The organism is Streptococcus oralis (genome assembly GCF_001588645.1).
In the GTDB taxonomy this organism is placed as follows: domain Bacteria; phylum Bacillota; class Bacilli; order Lactobacillales; family Streptococcaceae; genus Streptococcus; species Streptococcus oralis_AB.
In genome coordinates, this window is record NZ_LAYF01000017.1 from 16,157 (window position 1) to 32,496 (window position 16,340).

Sequence of the window (16,340 nt, forward strand, 5' to 3'; positions counted from 1 at the left end):
TTCTGGAGGATAGTAAATGAATTTAAATCAATTAGATATTATCGTTTCAGATATTCCCCAAGTCTGTGCTGACTTGGAGCGTATTTTGGATAAAAAGTCCGATTATGTTGATGACAGTTTTGCTCAGTTTACGATTGGCAGTCATTGTCTCATGTTGTCCCAAAATCATTTGATTTCTTTGGAAAACTTTCAGTCAGGAATCATTCTTCACATCGAGGTTGAGGATGTAGAGCAGAACTACCAACGGTTGAAAGATCTTGGTGCCGAGATTTTACACGGTCCTTCTGAAACGGATTGGGGAACGGAATCGCTACTAGTTAAAGGCCCTGCTGGTTTAGTGATTGATTTTTATCGTATGAAATAGGGCGCGTAGTCATTTGACGTTAACCTTAGCTATTTTTAAAACAGAAATTGAGAATATGAACTATTGAAAAGATCGGAGCAATCCGGTCTTTTTCTTATCACAAGATTGTGATAGTTTACATCTTCATAACAAAAGCTTCAAAGTCTTGATTGTTTTGAAAAAAGATTATAAAATATGATTCATAAAAATGAAAGAGGTTTTGAAAATGTCTGAAAAACAAATGAAAATTTTGGGTTGGGTAGCGACCTTCATGTCTGTTATGATGTACGTGTCTTACTTCCCACAAATTATGAACAACCTGGCTGGTCAAAAAGGAAACTTCATCCAACCCTTAGTCGCAGCCATCAACTGTAGTCTATGGGTTTACTACGGTCTTTTCAAAAAAGAAAGAGATATTCCCCTTGCGGCTGCTAATGCACCGGGTATCGTTTTTGGCCTAGTAACGGCTATCACAGCTTTGATTTAAAAAGAAGACTGGTTTCAGTCTTTTTTTGTATATATAAAAGTAAGTTTAGTGCTATCATTATCCAGAGAGTTCAAAACTTTTTGCCTCCTTTTTAGTATAATAGAAGTAACAAATCAAGTGAGGTAAAGCGATGACAGAAAAACTTCAATTTCCAGAAGGATTCCTCTGGGGTGGTGCAACGGCGGCTAATCAATGTGAGGGTGCTTATAATCAAGATGGCCGTGGTCTTGCTAATGTGGATGTGGTGCCGATTGGTCCAGACCGTGAAGCTATTATCACAGGTCAGAAAAAGATGTTTTCTTTTGAGGAGGGCTATTTTTACCCAGCAAAGGAAGCCATTGATATGTACCATCATTATAAGGAAGATATTGCGCTTTTTGCAGAAATGGGATTTAAAACCTATCGACTTTCCATTGCTTGGACTCGGATTTTTCCTCAAGGTGACGAAGCAGAGCCAAATGAAGCTGGTCTAGCTTTTTATGAAGATTTGTTTAAGGAATGTCACAAGTATGGAATTGAACCACTGGTGACCATCACGCATTTCGATTGCCCCATGCACTTAATCAGGGAGTACGGTGGTTGGCGCAACCGTCGCATGTTGGACTTTTACGCCAATCTCTGTCGCACCCTCTTTACCCGTTACAAGGGCTTGGTCAAGTACTGGCTCACCTTCAACGAAATCAATATGATTCTGCATGCCCCCTTTTTAGGAGCTGGGAGCTGTTTTGAAGAGGGGGAAAATCAAGAGCAAGTCAAATACCAAGCAGCTCACCATGAGCTGGTAGCCTCGGCTATGGCGACTAAGCTTGCCCACGAAATTGACCCAGAAAACAAGGTGGGATGTATGTTGGCAGCAGGGCAATATTATCCTAACACTGCCCATCCGAGAGACTACTGGGCAGCCATGGAAGAAGACCGTAAGAGTTACTTTTTCATTGATGTTCAAGCGCGTGGGGAATACCCAAACTATGCCAAGAAGCAGTGGGAGCGTGAGGGAATTAAGATTGAAATGTCGACAGAAGATTTGGACTTGTTAAAGAATCACACTGTTGATTTTGTTTCCTTCTCTTATTATGCGAGTCGAGTGGCCTCAGGGGATCCAGAAGTGACGAATCTGACCGCTGGAAATGTCTTTGCCTCTATCAAAAATCCTTATCTGAAATCCTCTGAATGGGGTTGGCAGATTGACCCACTGGGGCTTCGTATCACCCTCAATGCCATATGGGATCGTTACCAAAAGCCTATGTTCATCGTAGAAAATGGACTCGGTGCTATGGACACGCCAGATGAAAATGGCTACGTAGCAGATGACTATCGGATTGCTTATCTAGAAGCCCACATCAAGGCTATGCGAGATGCTATTTACCAAGATGGAGTTAACTTGCTTGGTTATACGACTTGGGGCTGTATTGATCTAGTTTCCGCTGGAACGGGCGAGATGAACAAGCGCTATGGATTTATCTATGTGGATCGTGATAATGCAGGTCAAGGAAGTCTCAAACGGAGCAAGAAGAAATCCTTCTACTGGTACAAGGATGTCATTGTCAGCAATGGTGCAAGTATTAAGTAGAGCGCATTTGTTCACTATTTTTATAAAATCTTCTCCCTACTTTATAATGTGTGAAAAAGAGTTCAATTAGACCTGGCTTTTTGCTATAATGAGGTGAGAAAAATCAGACAGGAGAATAAGATGTCAGAACCATTATTTTTACAATCAGTTATGCAAGAAAAAATCTGGGGTGGAACCAAGCTACGTGATGAGTTTGGCTATGACATTCCAAGTGAAAAAATCGGAGAATACTGGGCTATTTCAGCCCACCCAAATGGAGTTTCTAAGGTAGCCAATGGGCGCTTTGAGGGAACAGACCTAGCTACTTTATATGCGGAACACCGTGAATTGTTTGGCAATCGTCCAGAACCTGTATTTCCACTCTTGACCAAGATACTCGACGCCAACGATTGGCTCAGTGTCCAAGTTCACCCAGACGATGCCTATGGACTAGAGCATGAAGGCGAGCTCGGGAAAACAGAGTGCTGGTACATCATCGCTGCGGATGAAGGTTCAGAGATTATCTATGGTCACAATGCCAAATCAAAAGAAGAACTTCGCCAGCAAATTGAGGACAAGAACTGGGATGCCTTGCTGACCAAAGTGCCTGTTAAGGCTGGAGACTTCTTCTATGTACCAAGTGGCACCATGCACGCTATCGGTGCAGGCATCTTGATTCTTGAAACCCAGCAGTCTAGCGATACCACCTACCGTGTCTATGACTTTGACCGCAAGGACGACAAGGGCAACTTGCGTGAACTTCACCTTGAAAAATCTATCGATGTTTTGAACATTGGCGAGCCTGCCAATAGCCGTCCTGTAGCTATCAAAGCTGATGATTTGCGTTCCACTCTTCTTGTGTCTAATGACTTCTTCGCCGTTTACAAGTGGGAAATCACTGGAAAAGTTGACTTTGAAAAGGCAGCTGACTATAGCTTGTTTAGCGTCTTGGCTGGTCAAGGTCAGCTTACTGTTGAAGGGAAAAACTACCCAATCCAAAAAGGTAGCCACTTTATCCTACCAAGTGATGTTGAAGCTTGGACCTTGGAAGGGCAAGGTTTGGAATTGATTGTTAGCCATCCATAAAAAAGAAAGGGCCTGAGTTTATTACTCAAGTCCTTTTTGATTACATAAATTGGGCGATGAAAACCACGATGATGATGATGGGAATGATGAAACGAAGGAGGAAGAGCCAGACTTGGAAAAGTCCTTGTTTCCATGCTCTTTTATCAAGATGGAGTTCCTCCTTAGCAAGAGCATTTTTAAAGATATAGCCTGTAAAGAGTGACAGGCAGAGAGCTCCAAATGGCATGAGGAGATTGGAAACCAAGAAGTCCATAGCATCAAAGAAGGTCTTCCCAAAAATGTGAACATCCGCCATGACCCCATAGGATAGAGCTGAAGGAATTCCAAAGACAAAGGTCAAGATTCCTAAAATGACACTCCATTTAGCACGCTTGCTGTTGTCCTGGTTGGTGATATTGCCCACATTGATTTCCAGCATGACGACAGAGGAAGTGACCGTCGCAAAGAGGAAGAGCAAGAGGAAGAGGATGTAGAAAATAGTTCCAAAAGGCATCTTGTCAAAGAGTTGAGGCAAGACGATAAAGAGCAGGCTTGGTCCCCCTTCAGACTGGATATTAAAGGCTGACATGGCTGGGAAAATGGCTAGACCTGCCATGATGGATACCGAGATGTTCATGGCTACGATGGAAATCCCTGACTGGACCAGATTGGTTTTCTTGTCCAAGTAGGATGCATAGGTCAGCATGGCTGTAACCCCTAGTGAGAGAGCAAAGAAAGATTGACCCAGAGCATAGAGGAGACCAGCGCTAGTTAGTTTTGAAAAGTCTGGTTTGAGAAAGTAGAGAACCCCTTCCATGGCATTTGGCAAGCTGAGAGAGCGCCCAATAATCACGACAAAGATGATAAAGAGTAGCGGCATCATGACTTTCGAAGCTCTTTCGATCCCTTTTTGAACCCCACGTGATACAATAAAGATATTCAACAAGATAAAGGCAGCTTGTGCGCCAAGGGCAATGGCTGGATTTGAAATGATTGAAGTAAATAACTGAGCATAATCACCCGTTCCACCAAGTTGGAACAATTTTCCAAACTCAATACCTAGATAGACTAAAATCCATCCTCCGATAACACTGTAAAAGGAGAGGAGGATAAAGAGGGCAAAGGCACCAATCCAACCGATAAAGTTGTACTTGCTATTGTTACCAAGTTTTCCAAAGGTTTTGATAGCGGAAACGCCAGCACTACGGCCAAGGGCAAACTCAGCCAGCAGGAGCGGGAAGCCGATTAAAATAGTGGAAATGAGAAAGACTAGTAAAAAGCCTCCCCCGCCATTAGCAGCAGTCATGTAGGGAAATTTCCAAACGGCACCAAGTCCGATGGCTGAACCAGCAGATGCTAGGATGAAGCCTAGTTTCGAGCCCCATTGCGATTTTTCTGACATAGTTGAAACTCCAATCTCGTTTTTAAAATAAGAAAAGGCTACTTGAGTTGTCAAATAGCCCTCTCTCAATAGCTCTTTATGAGCCTTCTGTTTGATTGATAGACTTGACTATCCTATCATGTTTTCTAAGGTCTGTCAAGAAAACCATTTTCAAGTTTTCACACCTTTCTCAAAAAGTTAAAAATTTTTCGCAAAAACGCTTGACTCTGACCTAAGGGGAGGGGTTATACTATTTCTTGTAAGGAGGAAATCATGTACCATATAAAAGAAGCTGCGCAGCTTTCAGGTGTCTCTGTTAAGACTCTGCATCACTACGATAAGATAGGGCTCTTGGTTCCCTTAAAGTCGAAAAATGGCTATCGAACCTATAGTCAAGAGGATTTGGAACGCCTTCAGGTTATTCTGTATTATAAATATCTAGGCTTTTCTTTAGAAAAAATAGCAGAGCTGTTAAAGGAAGAAAGGACAGATTTATTACCCCATTTGACTAGGCAGTTGGACTATCTAACTCGAGAAAGGCAACACCTGGATACCTTGATTTCCACCTTGCAAAAAACCATTCAAGAACAAAAAGGAGAAAGAAAAATGACGATTGAGGAAAAATTCACTGGATTTAGCTATCAAGACAATCAAAAATACCACCAAGAGGCGGTAGAGAAATATGGACAAGAAGTCATTGGACAAGCTCTCGAGCGCCAAAAAGGCCGCGAAGATGAGGCTACGACTGCCTTTAACCAAGTCTTTCAAACTTTGGCTCAAAATCTTCAAGATGGTCTGCCTGTAACAGCAGCTGAAAACCAAGAGCAAGCAGCTAAGCTCTTGCAAGCCCTTCGTACTTATGGATTTGACTGCTCCGTTGAAGTCTTCGGACATATTGGTAAAGGCTACGTCTACAACCCTGAGTTCAAGGAAAATATTGACAAATTTGGACCTGGAACAGCCCAGTACACATCAGATGTCATTGCAACTTACGTTCGGACACAGACAAAATAAAAATCAGCGGAGTTACCTCTGCTGATTTTTTCTGGTTTCAAGTACTATTTGGTTAATAGTTTTTCAACTACGATTAACTTTCGCATGGTCAGAACCACGCCAAACAATTTTTCAAGATAGTTGGTATTGAGCTTTTTTTGTTTTGCAGTTCTAGGAAGATAGAGGTAGAGACAGTAATCGCCTACACAGATTTCTTCCTCGCCGTAGTCAGTTTTCAATTTTTCTAGTGGCAGACTTTGGATAAGTCCTTGATAAAGAATTACATGCACACGATCATGAAGATAGTCTTCTTTAAATGGATTCTCATGAACAATCTTTTCAAAATCGTTCTTATTCTTGATAACCATTTTTAAGTCGGCCCCAATTTTTTCCTTTATCAAAGTATGAACGCGTTCTCGTATTTCTTCTAAATCTGAGTCACTCTCAAGAATGATATTCCCACTTTGAATATAGGTTCGAACGTGTTGAAAACCAGCTTCTGTCAAAATATCTACCAAATAAGACATTTTCGGGATAGCATTTTTTCCATTAGGAGTAACGCCTCTTAGTAAAATAATATGTTCCAAAGGACTTCCTTTCTTATTTGGTATTTATTGGATTGGAGCCTGCCACCCAGCCGGTACAGAGGGCAGAAGTGATGTTAAAGCCACCCGTGTGGGCATTGATATCCAGGACCTCACCAGCAAAGTGGAGCCCAGGTACCAGCTTGCTTTCCAGAGTTTTAGGATTGATTTCCTTAAGACTGACACCGCCTTTGGTGACAAAGGACTTGGCCAATGACATTTTACCAGTGACAGGAATTTTGAGAGCCTTGATAGATTGGACAAGTTGCTCGCGTTCTTTTTCAGTTAGCTGTTTAACTTTGTCAGGATAGCCTTGCACAAAGAACTCTGCTAAACGTTCTGGCAACAAAGTTTTTAAAGCATTTTTCAAGAATTTTTCTCGATTTTCCTCTAGAAATGCCAACAAGTCGCTCTCAGAAAGTTGAGGCAAGACATCGAGTGAGAGAAGCTCTCCGCCCTTGACAAAGCTAGACATGCGTAGGGCAGCAGGGCCCGACAAACCAAAGTGGGTAAAGAGCAGATCGTGAGTGATGACATGCTTACCATAGCTTAAGGTCACATCGTCTAGTGAAATCCCCTGAAGCGCTTTGTGTGGAAAATCAGTCAACAAAGGACTCTCAGCAGCCTCAAGCTCGGTAATGGTGTGCTTAAAATGGCGAGCAATCTCGTGACCAAAACCAGTCGAACCAGTCGAAGGATAAGACTTACCACCTGTTGTGACAATGAGTTTATCACAAGTGAAGCTTTGGTCTGCAGACTTGAGGATAAACTGGTTATCTACCTTCTTAACCGAAACAATCTCCGTTTGAGTAGCCACTTGACCACCTAGTTCAGTGATTTTCTTTTCTAGTGTCTCGATAATAGTCCGAGACTTGTCACTAGCAGGAAAGACGCGTCCGTGATCCTCAACCTTAAGTTTAACACCATTTTCCGTAAAAAAGTTGATAATATCATGGTTATCGAACTGAGAGAAGACACTGTATAGAAAGCGCCCGTTACCAGGAATTCCAGCCATTAGGTCATCTAAAGTTCCATTGTTGGTTACATTACAACGACCACCGCCTGTTCCAGCTAATTTTTTGCCAAGTTTCCGATTTTTTTCGATGAGAAGAGTTTTCTGATCATAAAAGCTACTGGAAATTGTAGCCATCATGCCAGCAGGTCCACCACCGATGACAATAGTATCAAAATGTTTCATAGCTCTATTGTACCACAAAAAACAAGAGATGCTTGGCATCTCTTGTTGCTCATAATCTTAGTTAATTTCATATCCCATCAACAAACCGCCATCTTCTGCATAGAAACTGCAGAGACCAGACGTAGGGATGATTTTGATATCCGCTTGTGGGAAGGTTTCCAGCAAGCGTTCTGACAATTGCTGACAGAATTTTTCATTGCTGCAATGAGCCATGACGATACGGCCACCAGCGTAGCCAGCCTTGATGAGTTCTTCATAGGCTGCTTGAAGGGATTTTTTTGGTCCACGCGCTTTTTGTAGCAGTTCTAAGGTTCCAGTTTCACTTGCTTCCCCAACCATACGGATGTTGAGAAGGCCAACAACTGTACCGATCAGCTTACTCAAACGGCCATTCTTGACCAAGTTATCAACTTTAGCAAGAACAAAGAGCAATTTCGTTTTTTCTTGGTAGGCTGTAATAGCTTCAACAATTTCTTCAAAAGAAAGTCCTTGATCAATCAAGTCATTGATTTTTTCGACAATCAAGTCAACTTCACCACCTGCAGACAATGTATCGATCACATGAATCTGAGTGTCAGGATGTTCTTCCAGATAGATATTCTTAGCGAGCTGTGCACTATTATGGCTACCTGAAAGAGTACCAGTGATAGTAACGACAAAGATATGCTTAGCACCTTCAAATGCTCGCAAGTAATCATCAGGGCTAGGACAAGCTGATTTTGAAGCCTCAGAAGTCGCATACATGGTTTCCATCATTTGGTCAATGTCAAGATTGGCATCATCTATAAAGACCTGATCAGCTACTTGAATGGTTAAAGGAACACTAACAAATTCCGTATCAATAGCAGGAGTTGCCAGTTGACGATAATCACAACCAGAGTCAGCTACAATCTTCCAAGTCATAGAAATTCTCCATCTTTGTCACTTATACATTGACAAAGGTTCTGTCTTTTTTTACAATTATATCATGAAAGCCCTTGAAACAAAAGTACCACCTCTCTGTTGTCACAAGTAGAAAGAAATTGTTATGTCTGAACGTAAAATATCTGAAAAATCTCTTGAAAATCTCAGAAAATCAAATCAAGAATCCAATTTTTTAACCAGAGAAGCAATCGAGACGGCTCTTTTGCAACTTCTAGAGAAAAAAGACTTGGCCAAGATCAGCATTTCGGAGCTGGTCAAACGAGCGGGCGTCTCTCGTGCCGCCTTCTATCGTAACTATGACTCTAAAGAAGAAATTTTGGAAAGCGTCTTTAAACGTAGTGTTCATAATATCATGGAACAGCTCAGCCATTACGATGTCAAAACAGACCTTTATCTGGTCTGGGTACACCTTTTCCGCGCAGCCAAGAAAGAAGCCAAGGTTATCCAACTTGCTCTGGATTACCACTTGGAAAAGATTTTCGTACAAGCCATGCAGGAATTTCTGGAAAAATATCACGGAAAATCAAAAGGCGTCAGCAGCTACCTTCATTCCTTTTGGAGTTCTGCCATCGTATCGGTTCTGCTCAAATGGATCAAGGATGGCATGAAGGTTCCAGCTGAAAAGATTGCCGATTTACGCTTGCCATTTTTCAAAAAATAGGGGATAAGGAGAAGAATTATGACAGAAAAAAGACTGGCTTGGGATGAGTACTTTGCAGCCCAGGCCTTACTGATTGCCAATCGTTCGACCTGCAAACGTGCCAAGGTGGGATCTGTCCTAGTCAAGGATAATAAGGTGATTTCAACAGGCTACAATGGTTCTGTATCAGGAACGGAGCACTGTATCGACCACGAATGTTTAGTCATTGAAGGCCACTGTGTCCGAACCCTTCATGCTGAGGTTAATGCTATTCTCCAAGGGGCTGAACGAGGGGTTCCTAGAGGATTTACAGCCTATGTGACCCATTTCCCTTGTCTGAACTGCACCAAACAACTGCTACAAGTTGGTTGTAAGCGCGTGGTTTATATCAACCAGTACCGAATGGATGACTATGCCCAGTACCTTTATCAAGAAAAAGGCACCGAGTTGACCCATTTACCATTAGAGACTGTTCAGACAGCTCTTCAAGAGGCAGATTTGATTTAAAAATTAATTAAAATAAATGGTTTAGAAAGCTTTTTAAACCGTTTTTTGATATAATAAGAAGAATAAATTGAAAGAAGGAACTCAGAAAATGGGAAAAATTGAAGTCATTAATCATCCACTCATTCAACACAAATTGTCTATCTTGCGTCGTACAGATACTTCTACAAAAGCTTTTCGTGAACTAGTAGATGAGATCGCAATGTTGATGGGATATGAAGTGCTTCGTGATCTTCCACTTGAAGACGTGGAAATCGAAACACCTATCACAAAGACTGTTCAAAAACAATTGGCTGGTAAAAAATTGGCGATTGTCCCAATCTTGCGTGCAGGTATCGGGATGGTAGATGGCCTCTTGAGCTTGGTTCCGGCAGCCAAAGTTGGTCATATCGGTATGTACCGTGATGAAGAAACCCTTCAACCAGTTGAATACTTGGTGAAATTACCTGAGGATATTGACCAACGTCAAATCTTTGTCGTTGATCCAATGTTGGCAACAGGTGGCTCAGCAATCTTGGCAGTAGATTCCCTTAAAAAACGTGGTGCTTCAAATATCAAGTTTGTCTGCCTAGTATCTGCTCCAGAAGGTGTGAAAGCCCTTCAAGAAGCACACCCAGATGTAGAAATTTTTACTGCGGCCTTGGATGAACGCTTGAACGAACACGGTTATATCGTTCCAGGTCTTGGAGATGCTGGAGACCGCTTGTTTGGTACTAAATAAAATTCCAAAGTAAATATTGAAACTAGAAGTTCGTTTTTGACTTGAAAGGAGGTTGAGTTTTTGTTTCTGTTTAGAGAATAGAGCAAAAATTTGACCTTTTTTGACCAAAAAGATATAATAGTTCTGTATTGAGTCGTAAGACTAAGAAAATTCAACATTAAAAGGAGAAATGAATGATTCCTGTAGTTATTGAACAAACAAGCCGTGGAGAACGTTCCTATGATATTTACTCTCGTCTTCTGAAAGACCGCATTATCATGCTAACAGGTCCAGTTGAAGACAACATGGCCAACTCCGTTATTGCCCAATTACTTTTCTTGGATGCCCAAGATAGCACAAAAGATATTTATCTTTATGTCAACACACCTGGAGGATCTGTTTCAGCTGGTTTGGCAATCGTTGATACCATGAACTTTATCAAGGCAGATGTCCAAACTATCGTTATGGGGATGGCTGCATCTATGGGTACTGTCATCGCATCAAGCGGTGCAAAAGGCAAACGTTTCATGCTTCCAAATGCAGAGTATATGATTCACCAACCAATGGGTAGTACAGGTGGTGGTACCCAACAAACCGATATGGCAATCGCTGCAGAGCACTTGCTTAAAACTCGTAAGACTTTGGAGCAAATCCTTGCAGATAACTCTGGTAAATCAGTCGAGCAAATTCATGCAGATGCAGAACGTGATTACTGGATGAGTGCCCAAGAAACACTTGAATATGGCTTTATCGATGAAATCATGGCCAATAATTCGTTAAGCTAAGCAACCTAGAAAGCAAACTCGACGGAGTTTGCTTTTTTTGATATAATAGGAGAAGATTTCTTAGAAAGAGGATTCCTCATGTTTGAAAAAACAAATCGATCAGGATTAATCATCTATCTCTACTATAATCGAGATGCAAAAAAAATTCAGGAATACGGTGATATCTGTTACCATTCCAAAAAACATCGTTACTTGCAGCTCTATGTTCCAACTAAGGAGTTAGATGACTTAGTTGAGAGATTAGGTAAGGAAAGATATATCAAGAAAATTAGACGTTGCCATATTCAAGAGCTAGAAACTCCCTTCGTTGGGAATCTCTATCGTAACGAAGAAAACGTTATCATTTAAAAAAGTTAAACAAATATATTGACAATTTTCTGATAATTCGGTATATTCTTAACATACAATTTTTGAAACAACTATAAGGAGATTAAAAATGAAGAAAAAATTTGCCCTATCTTTTGTGGCTCTTGCTAGTGTGGCTCTTCTTGCTGCCTGTGGAGAGGTCAAGTCAGGAGCGTCAAACACAACTGGAAATCCAGTAGACGAAAAAACAATTAAAATCGGTTTTAACTTTGAAGAGACAGGTGCTGTGGCAGCTTACGGTACAGCTGAACAAAAAGGTGCCCAACTTGCTGTAGACGAAATCAACGCTGCAGGTGGAATTGATGGAAAACAAATCGAAGTTGTAGACAAAGACAACAAGTCAGAAACTGCTGAAGCAGCTTCTGTTACAACAAACCTTGTTACCCAATCAAAAGTAGCAGCTATTGTAGGACCTGCGACATCTGGTGCAACTGCTGCAGCTGTAGCTAACGCTACTAAAGCTGGAGTTCCATTGATTTCACCAAGTGCTACTCAAGACGGTTTGACTAAAGGTCAAGATTACCTATTTATCGGAACATTCCAAGATAGCTTCCAAGGGAAGATTATTTCTAACTATGTAACAAACAAATTGAATGCTAAGAAGGTTGTTCTTTATACTGACAACGCTAGTGACTATGCTAAAGGTATTGCTAAATCTTTCCGCGAAGCCTACAAGGGTGAGATTGTAGCAGATGAAACATTCGTAGCAGGTGATACTGACTTCCAAGCAGCCCTTACTAAAATGAAAGGGAAAGAGTTTGACGCTATCGTAGTTCCAGGTTACTACACAGAAGCTGGTAAAATTGTAAACCAAGCTCGTGGTATGGGAATTGATAAACCAATCATTGGTGGTGATGGATTTAACGGTGAAGAATTTGTTCAACAAGCAACTGCTGAAAGAGCATCAAACATTTACTTCATCTCAGGATTCTCAACCACAGTTGATGTTTCTGCAAAAGCTAAAGCTTTCCTTGAAGCATATCGTGCTAAATACAACGAAGAACCTTCAACATTCTCAGCTTTGGCCTATGACTCAGTTTACCTAGTAGCAAATGCTGCAAAAGGTGCTAAAAACTCAGGTGAAATCAAGGACAACCTTGCTAAAACCAAAGATTTTGATGGTGTAACTGGTCAAACAAGCTTTGATGCTGACCACAATACAGTGAAAACTGCTTACATGATGACCATGAACAATGGTAAAGTTGAAGAAGCAGAAGTTGTAAAACCATAACATTAGAATAGTACTTGAAATGGGGAATGAGCCTTTGACTCACTCCCTGTTTCGGTGTTTATGAACTTGTGAAAATAATGAAATTTTCTAAAAAATAACGATAGAAAAGAGTGAATGCTATGCTCCAACAACTTGTGAATGGTCTAATTCTGGGTAGTGTTTATGCACTTTTGGCTCTGGGTTATACCATGGTTTATGGAATTATCAAACTCATCAACTTCGCCCATGGCGATATTTACATGATGGGTGCCTTTATTGGTTACTTTTTGATTAATTCTTTCCAAATGGATTTCTTTTTAGCTTTAATTATTTCAATGGCAGGGACCGCGCTGCTTGGTGTTGTGATTGAGTTTCTTGCCTACCGTCCTTTACGACACTCTACACGTATTGCTGTATTGATTACTGCCATCGGAGTGTCTTTCCTACTGGAATACGGAATGGTTTATCTAGTAGGCGCCAATACTCGTGCCTTCCCTCAAGCAATTGAAACAGTCCGCTTTGACTTGGGACCAATTAGCTTGACAAATGTTCAATTGATGATTTTAGCAGTTTCTATATTGTTAATGGTTTTATTGCAATTGATCGTCAAAAAAACAAAAATGGGGAAAGCCATGCGTGCGGTATCAGTTGATAGTGACGCAGCTCAATTGATGGGAATTAATGTAAATCGTACAATCAGCTTTACCTTTGCTTTGGGTTCAGCTCTTGCTGGTGCAGCAGGTGTCCTCATTGCCCTTTACTACAACTCTCTTGAACCTTTGATGGGTGTGACTCCAGGTCTAAAATCATTCGTTGCGGCCGTACTGGGTGGTATCGGGATTATTCCTGGTGCAGCTCTAGGGGGATTTGTGATTGGCTTGTTGGAAACATTTGCTACTGCCTTCGGTATGTCTGATTTCCGTGATGCTATCGTATATGGGATCTTGCTTTTGATTCTGATTGTTCGACCTGCAGGTATCCTTGGTAAGAATGTGAAAGAGAAGGTGTAAACAATGAAGACAAATCTTAAAGTAAATATTCTCTGGTTATTCCTTCTGTTAGCGGGTTATGGATTGATTAGTGTACTGGTTTCTGCTGGTGTTCTCAATCTATTCCATGTCCAAATTTTAGAACAAATTGGGATTAATATCATCCTTGCAGTAGGTTTGAACTTAATCGTTGGTTTTTCAGGACAATTCTCACTTGGTCATGCAGGTTTTATGGCGATTGGGGCTTATGCAGCAGCGATTATTGGTTCAAAATCACCAACCTATGGTGCCTTCTTTGGAGCAATGGTCTTGGGTGCCTTGATTTCTGGTGCAGTCGCTTTGCTCGTTGGGATTCCAACGCTCCGTTTGAAGGGTGACTACCTGGCTGTTGCGACACTAGGTGTTTCAGAAATCATTCGTATCTTTATTATTAATGGTGGTAGTTTGACCAACGGTGCCGCTGGTATCTTGGGTATTCCAAACTTTACCAACTGGCAAATGGTTTATCTATTTGTGGTGATCACAACTATTGCAACCCTCAACTTCTTACGTAGTCCAATTGGACGCTCTACTCTATCTGTTCGTGAGGATGAGATTGCTGCAGAGTCTGTTGGGGTAAACACTACAAAAATCAAGATTATCGCTTTTGTCTTTGGTGCCGTTACAGCAAGTATTGCTGGTTCACTTCAGGCTGGTTTTATCGGATCTGTTGTCCCAAAAGATTACACCTTTATTAATTCCATCAACGTGTTGATTATCGTTGTATTTGGCGGACTTGGATCGATTACTGGTACCATCGTTTCAGCGATTGTTTTAGGAATTTTAAATATGCTCCTTCAAGATGTGGCTAGCGTACGTATGATCATCTACGCGTTGGCTCTTGTATTGGTCATGATCTTCAGACCAGGTGGACTTCTTGGCACATGGGAATTGAGTCTATCACGTTTCTTTAAAAAATCTAAGAAGGAGGGACAAAACTAATGGCATTACTTGAAGTTAAACAGTTAACCAAACATTTTGGCGGTCTAACAGCTGTTGGAGATGTCACTCTTGAATTGAACGAGGGAGAATTGGTTGGTCTGATTGGACCAAACGGGGCTGGTAAAACGACCCTTTTCAATCTCTTGACCGGTGTTTATGAACCAAGCGAAGGTACTGTGACACTAGATGGTCACCTCCTAAATGGGAAAACTCCCTATAAGATTGCTTCACTTGGTCTCAGTCGTACTTTCCAAAATATTCGTTTGTTCAAGGACTTGACAGTTTTGGAAAATGTTTTGATTGCATTTAGCAATCATCATAAACAACATGTCCTTGCGAGCTTCCTACGCCTACCAGCTTTTTATAAGAATGAGGAAGAATTAAAAAGCAAAGCTTTGGACTTGCTGAAGATTTTTGATTTGGATGGTGACGCAAATACTCTTGCCAAGAATCTGGCCTATGGTCAACAACGTCGATTAGAAATCGTTCGTGCTCTGGCAACTGAACCCAAGATTCTCTTTTTGGATGAACCTGCAGCTGGTATGAATCCACAAGAAACAGCTGAATTGACAGAATTGATCCGTCGTATCAAAGATGAATTTAAAATTACCATCATGCTCATTGAACACGACATGAATTTGGTTATGGAAGTCACTGAGCGTATCTATGTTCTTGAATATGGTCGGTTGATTGCTCATGGGACTCCGGATGAGATCAAGAACAACAAACGCGTTATCGAAGCTTATCTAGGAGGTGAAGCCTGATGTCTATGTTAAAAGTTGAAAACCTCTCTGTGCATTACGGTATGATCCAAGCAGTTCGTGATGTAAGTTTCGAGGTTAATGAAGGTGAAGTTGTTTCCTTGATTGGTGCTAATGGTGCTGGTAAAACAACCATTCTTCGTACCCTTTCAGGTTTGGTTCGTCCAAGTGCTGGTAAAATTCAGTTTTTGGGAAAAGAAATTCAAAAGTTGCCTGCACAAAAAATCGTGGCAGATGGTCTTTCACAAGTTCCTGAGGGACGCCATGTTTTTCCAGGCTTGACTGTTATGGAAAATCTAGAAATGGGAGCTTTCTTGAAGAAAAATCGTGAAGAAAATCAAGCCAACTTGAAAAAAGTTTTCTCACGCTTCCCACGTTTGGAAGAACGTAAAAACCAAGATGCGGCAACTCTTTCAGGTGGTGAACAGCAGATGCTGGCTATGGGACGCGCTCTCATGTCTACACCTAAGCTCCTTCTCTTGGATGAGCCGTCAATGGGACTTGCCCCGATCTTTATCCAAGAAATTTTCGATATCATTCAAGATATTCAGAAGCAAGGCACAACGGTTCTCCTAATTGAACAGAACGCAAACAAGGCCCTTGCTATCTCTGACCGTGGTTATGTACTTGAAACAGGCAAGATTGTCCTATCAGGAACAGGAAAAGAACTCGCAGCATCAGATGAAGTCAGAAAAGCATATCTAGGTGGCTAAAAAGGTCCGGGGGACCTTTTTAGTCGGCGGATAAGGATTGCGCACGTAATCCTCCAATCCAGTAGATTGTTTTAGTCGGCGGATAAGAATTGCATAAGCAATTCTCCTCTAGTCTGGGAGACTAGTTTAGGTTGTGGATGGAGATGATAATAGGTTTTCAATACTAG

18 protein-coding genes and 1 pseudogene are annotated in these 16,340 nt (G+C 41.3%); 15 read left to right on the plus strand and 4 right to left on the minus strand.

Annotation, left to right across the window (positions count from 1 at the left end; genetic code table 11):
* Positions 1-16: 16 nt before the first annotated feature.
* The 4 genes from A0739_RS09060 to manA all read left to right on the plus strand — a co-directional run bounded on the left by A0739_RS09060 (position 17) and on the right by manA (position 3,465).
* Positions 17-364 (plus strand): VOC family protein, encoded by a 348-nt coding sequence (locus tag A0739_RS09060; RefSeq protein WP_061587761.1) that lies wholly within the window; start codon positions 17-19, stop codon positions 362-364.
* Positions 365-569: 205 nt separating this feature from the next.
* Complete coding sequence (locus tag A0739_RS09065; protein ID WP_001291473.1) at positions 570-830, plus strand: SemiSWEET family transporter; 261 nt, start codon at positions 570-572, stop codon at positions 828-830.
* A gap of 130 nt (positions 831-960) precedes the next feature.
* On the plus strand, positions 961-2,400 hold the full coding sequence (locus A0739_RS09070; protein WP_061587762.1) for a 6-phospho-beta-glucosidase: 1,440 nt from the start codon (positions 961-963) through the stop codon (positions 2,398-2,400).
* Between the two features lie 120 nt (positions 2,401-2,520).
* Positions 2,521-3,465, plus strand: a complete 945-nt coding sequence (gene manA / locus A0739_RS09075) for a mannose-6-phosphate isomerase, class I (protein ID WP_061587763.1) — start codon at positions 2,521-2,523, stop codon at positions 3,463-3,465.
* Positions 3,466-3,486: 21 nt separating this feature from the next.
* Here manA and A0739_RS09080 read toward each other — a convergent pair.
* Positions 3,487-4,846, minus strand: a pseudogene (locus tag A0739_RS09080) (sodium-dependent transporter).
* A 252-nt stretch (positions 4,847-5,098) separates the two neighbouring features.
* Between A0739_RS09080 and A0739_RS09085 the strand changes: the two are divergent.
* Positions 5,099-5,839 (plus strand): MerR family transcriptional regulator, encoded by a 741-nt coding sequence (locus A0739_RS09085; RefSeq protein WP_061587764.1) that lies wholly within the window; start codon positions 5,099-5,101, stop codon positions 5,837-5,839.
* Positions 5,840-5,883: 44 nt separating this feature from the next.
* Here A0739_RS09085 and A0739_RS09090 read toward each other — a convergent pair whose 3' ends face one another.
* The 3 genes from A0739_RS09090 to A0739_RS09100 are packed head-to-tail and all read right to left on the minus strand — an operon-like array spanning position 5,884 to position 8,503.
* A complete protein-coding gene (locus tag A0739_RS09090) occupies positions 5,884-6,405 on the minus strand; it encodes a DUF1697 domain-containing protein (protein ID WP_061587765.1) in 522 nt (173 codons plus the stop codon).
* 13 nt (positions 6,406-6,418) lie between these two features.
* Positions 6,419-7,600: a BaiN/RdsA family NAD(P)/FAD-dependent oxidoreductase gene (locus tag A0739_RS09095; protein WP_061587766.1), complete on the minus strand. Its 1,182-nt coding sequence runs from the start codon at positions 7,598-7,600 to the stop codon at positions 6,419-6,421.
* Positions 7,601-7,657: 57 nt separating this feature from the next.
* Positions 7,658-8,503, minus strand: coding sequence for a DegV family protein (locus A0739_RS09100; protein WP_061587767.1), 846 nt, complete (start codon positions 8,501-8,503; stop codon positions 7,658-7,660).
* 124 nt (positions 8,504-8,627) lie between these two features.
* Between A0739_RS09100 and A0739_RS09105 the strand changes: the two genes are divergently transcribed.
* From A0739_RS09105 to A0739_RS09150, 10 genes are all read left to right on the plus strand, one after another.
* A complete protein-coding gene (locus tag A0739_RS09105; RefSeq protein WP_000003897.1) occupies positions 8,628-9,185 on the plus strand; it encodes a TetR/AcrR family transcriptional regulator in 558 nt (185 codons plus the stop codon).
* Between the two features lie 18 nt (positions 9,186-9,203).
* Positions 9,204-9,671 (plus strand): deoxycytidylate deaminase, encoded by a 468-nt coding sequence (locus A0739_RS09110; protein WP_061587768.1) that lies wholly within the window; start codon positions 9,204-9,206, stop codon positions 9,669-9,671.
* 88 nt (positions 9,672-9,759) lie between these two features.
* A complete protein-coding gene (gene upp, locus A0739_RS09115; protein WP_000515974.1) occupies positions 9,760-10,389 on the plus strand; it encodes a uracil phosphoribosyltransferase in 630 nt (209 codons plus the stop codon).
* Between the two features lie 173 nt (positions 10,390-10,562).
* On the plus strand, positions 10,563-11,153 hold the full coding sequence (gene clpP, locus A0739_RS09120; RefSeq protein WP_061587769.1) for an ATP-dependent Clp protease proteolytic subunit ClpP: 591 nt from the start codon (positions 10,563-10,565) through the stop codon (positions 11,151-11,153).
* Positions 11,154-11,231: 78 nt separating this feature from the next.
* Positions 11,232-11,501: a YlbG family protein gene (locus tag A0739_RS09125; protein WP_061587770.1), complete on the plus strand. Its 270-nt coding sequence runs from the start codon at positions 11,232-11,234 to the stop codon at positions 11,499-11,501.
* An 88-nt stretch (positions 11,502-11,589) separates the two neighbouring features.
* On the plus strand, positions 11,590-12,750 hold the full coding sequence (locus tag A0739_RS09130; RefSeq protein WP_033629440.1) for an ABC transporter substrate-binding protein: 1,161 nt from the start codon (positions 11,590-11,592) through the stop codon (positions 12,748-12,750).
* Positions 12,751-12,869: 119 nt separating this feature from the next.
* Entirely contained in the window at positions 12,870-13,739 is an 870-nt protein-coding gene (locus A0739_RS09135; protein ID WP_061421213.1) for a branched-chain amino acid ABC transporter permease, read from the plus strand.
* 3 nt (positions 13,740-13,742) lie between these two features.
* The gene (locus tag A0739_RS09140) at positions 13,743-14,699 is read left to right on the plus strand and encodes a branched-chain amino acid ABC transporter permease (RefSeq protein ID WP_061587771.1); all 957 of its coding nucleotides are present in this window, start codon (positions 13,743-13,745) and stop codon (positions 14,697-14,699) included.
* A complete protein-coding gene (locus A0739_RS09145; protein ID WP_042902524.1) occupies positions 14,699-15,463 on the plus strand; it encodes an ABC transporter ATP-binding protein in 765 nt (254 codons plus the stop codon). The genes A0739_RS09140 and A0739_RS09145 overlap by 1 nt, the downstream gene beginning before the upstream one ends.
* A complete protein-coding gene (locus tag A0739_RS09150) occupies positions 15,463-16,173 on the plus strand; it encodes an ABC transporter ATP-binding protein (protein WP_061587772.1) in 711 nt (236 codons plus the stop codon). The genes A0739_RS09145 and A0739_RS09150 overlap by 1 nt, the downstream gene beginning before the upstream one ends.
* The last annotated feature ends 167 nt before the right edge of the window (positions 16,174-16,340 follow it).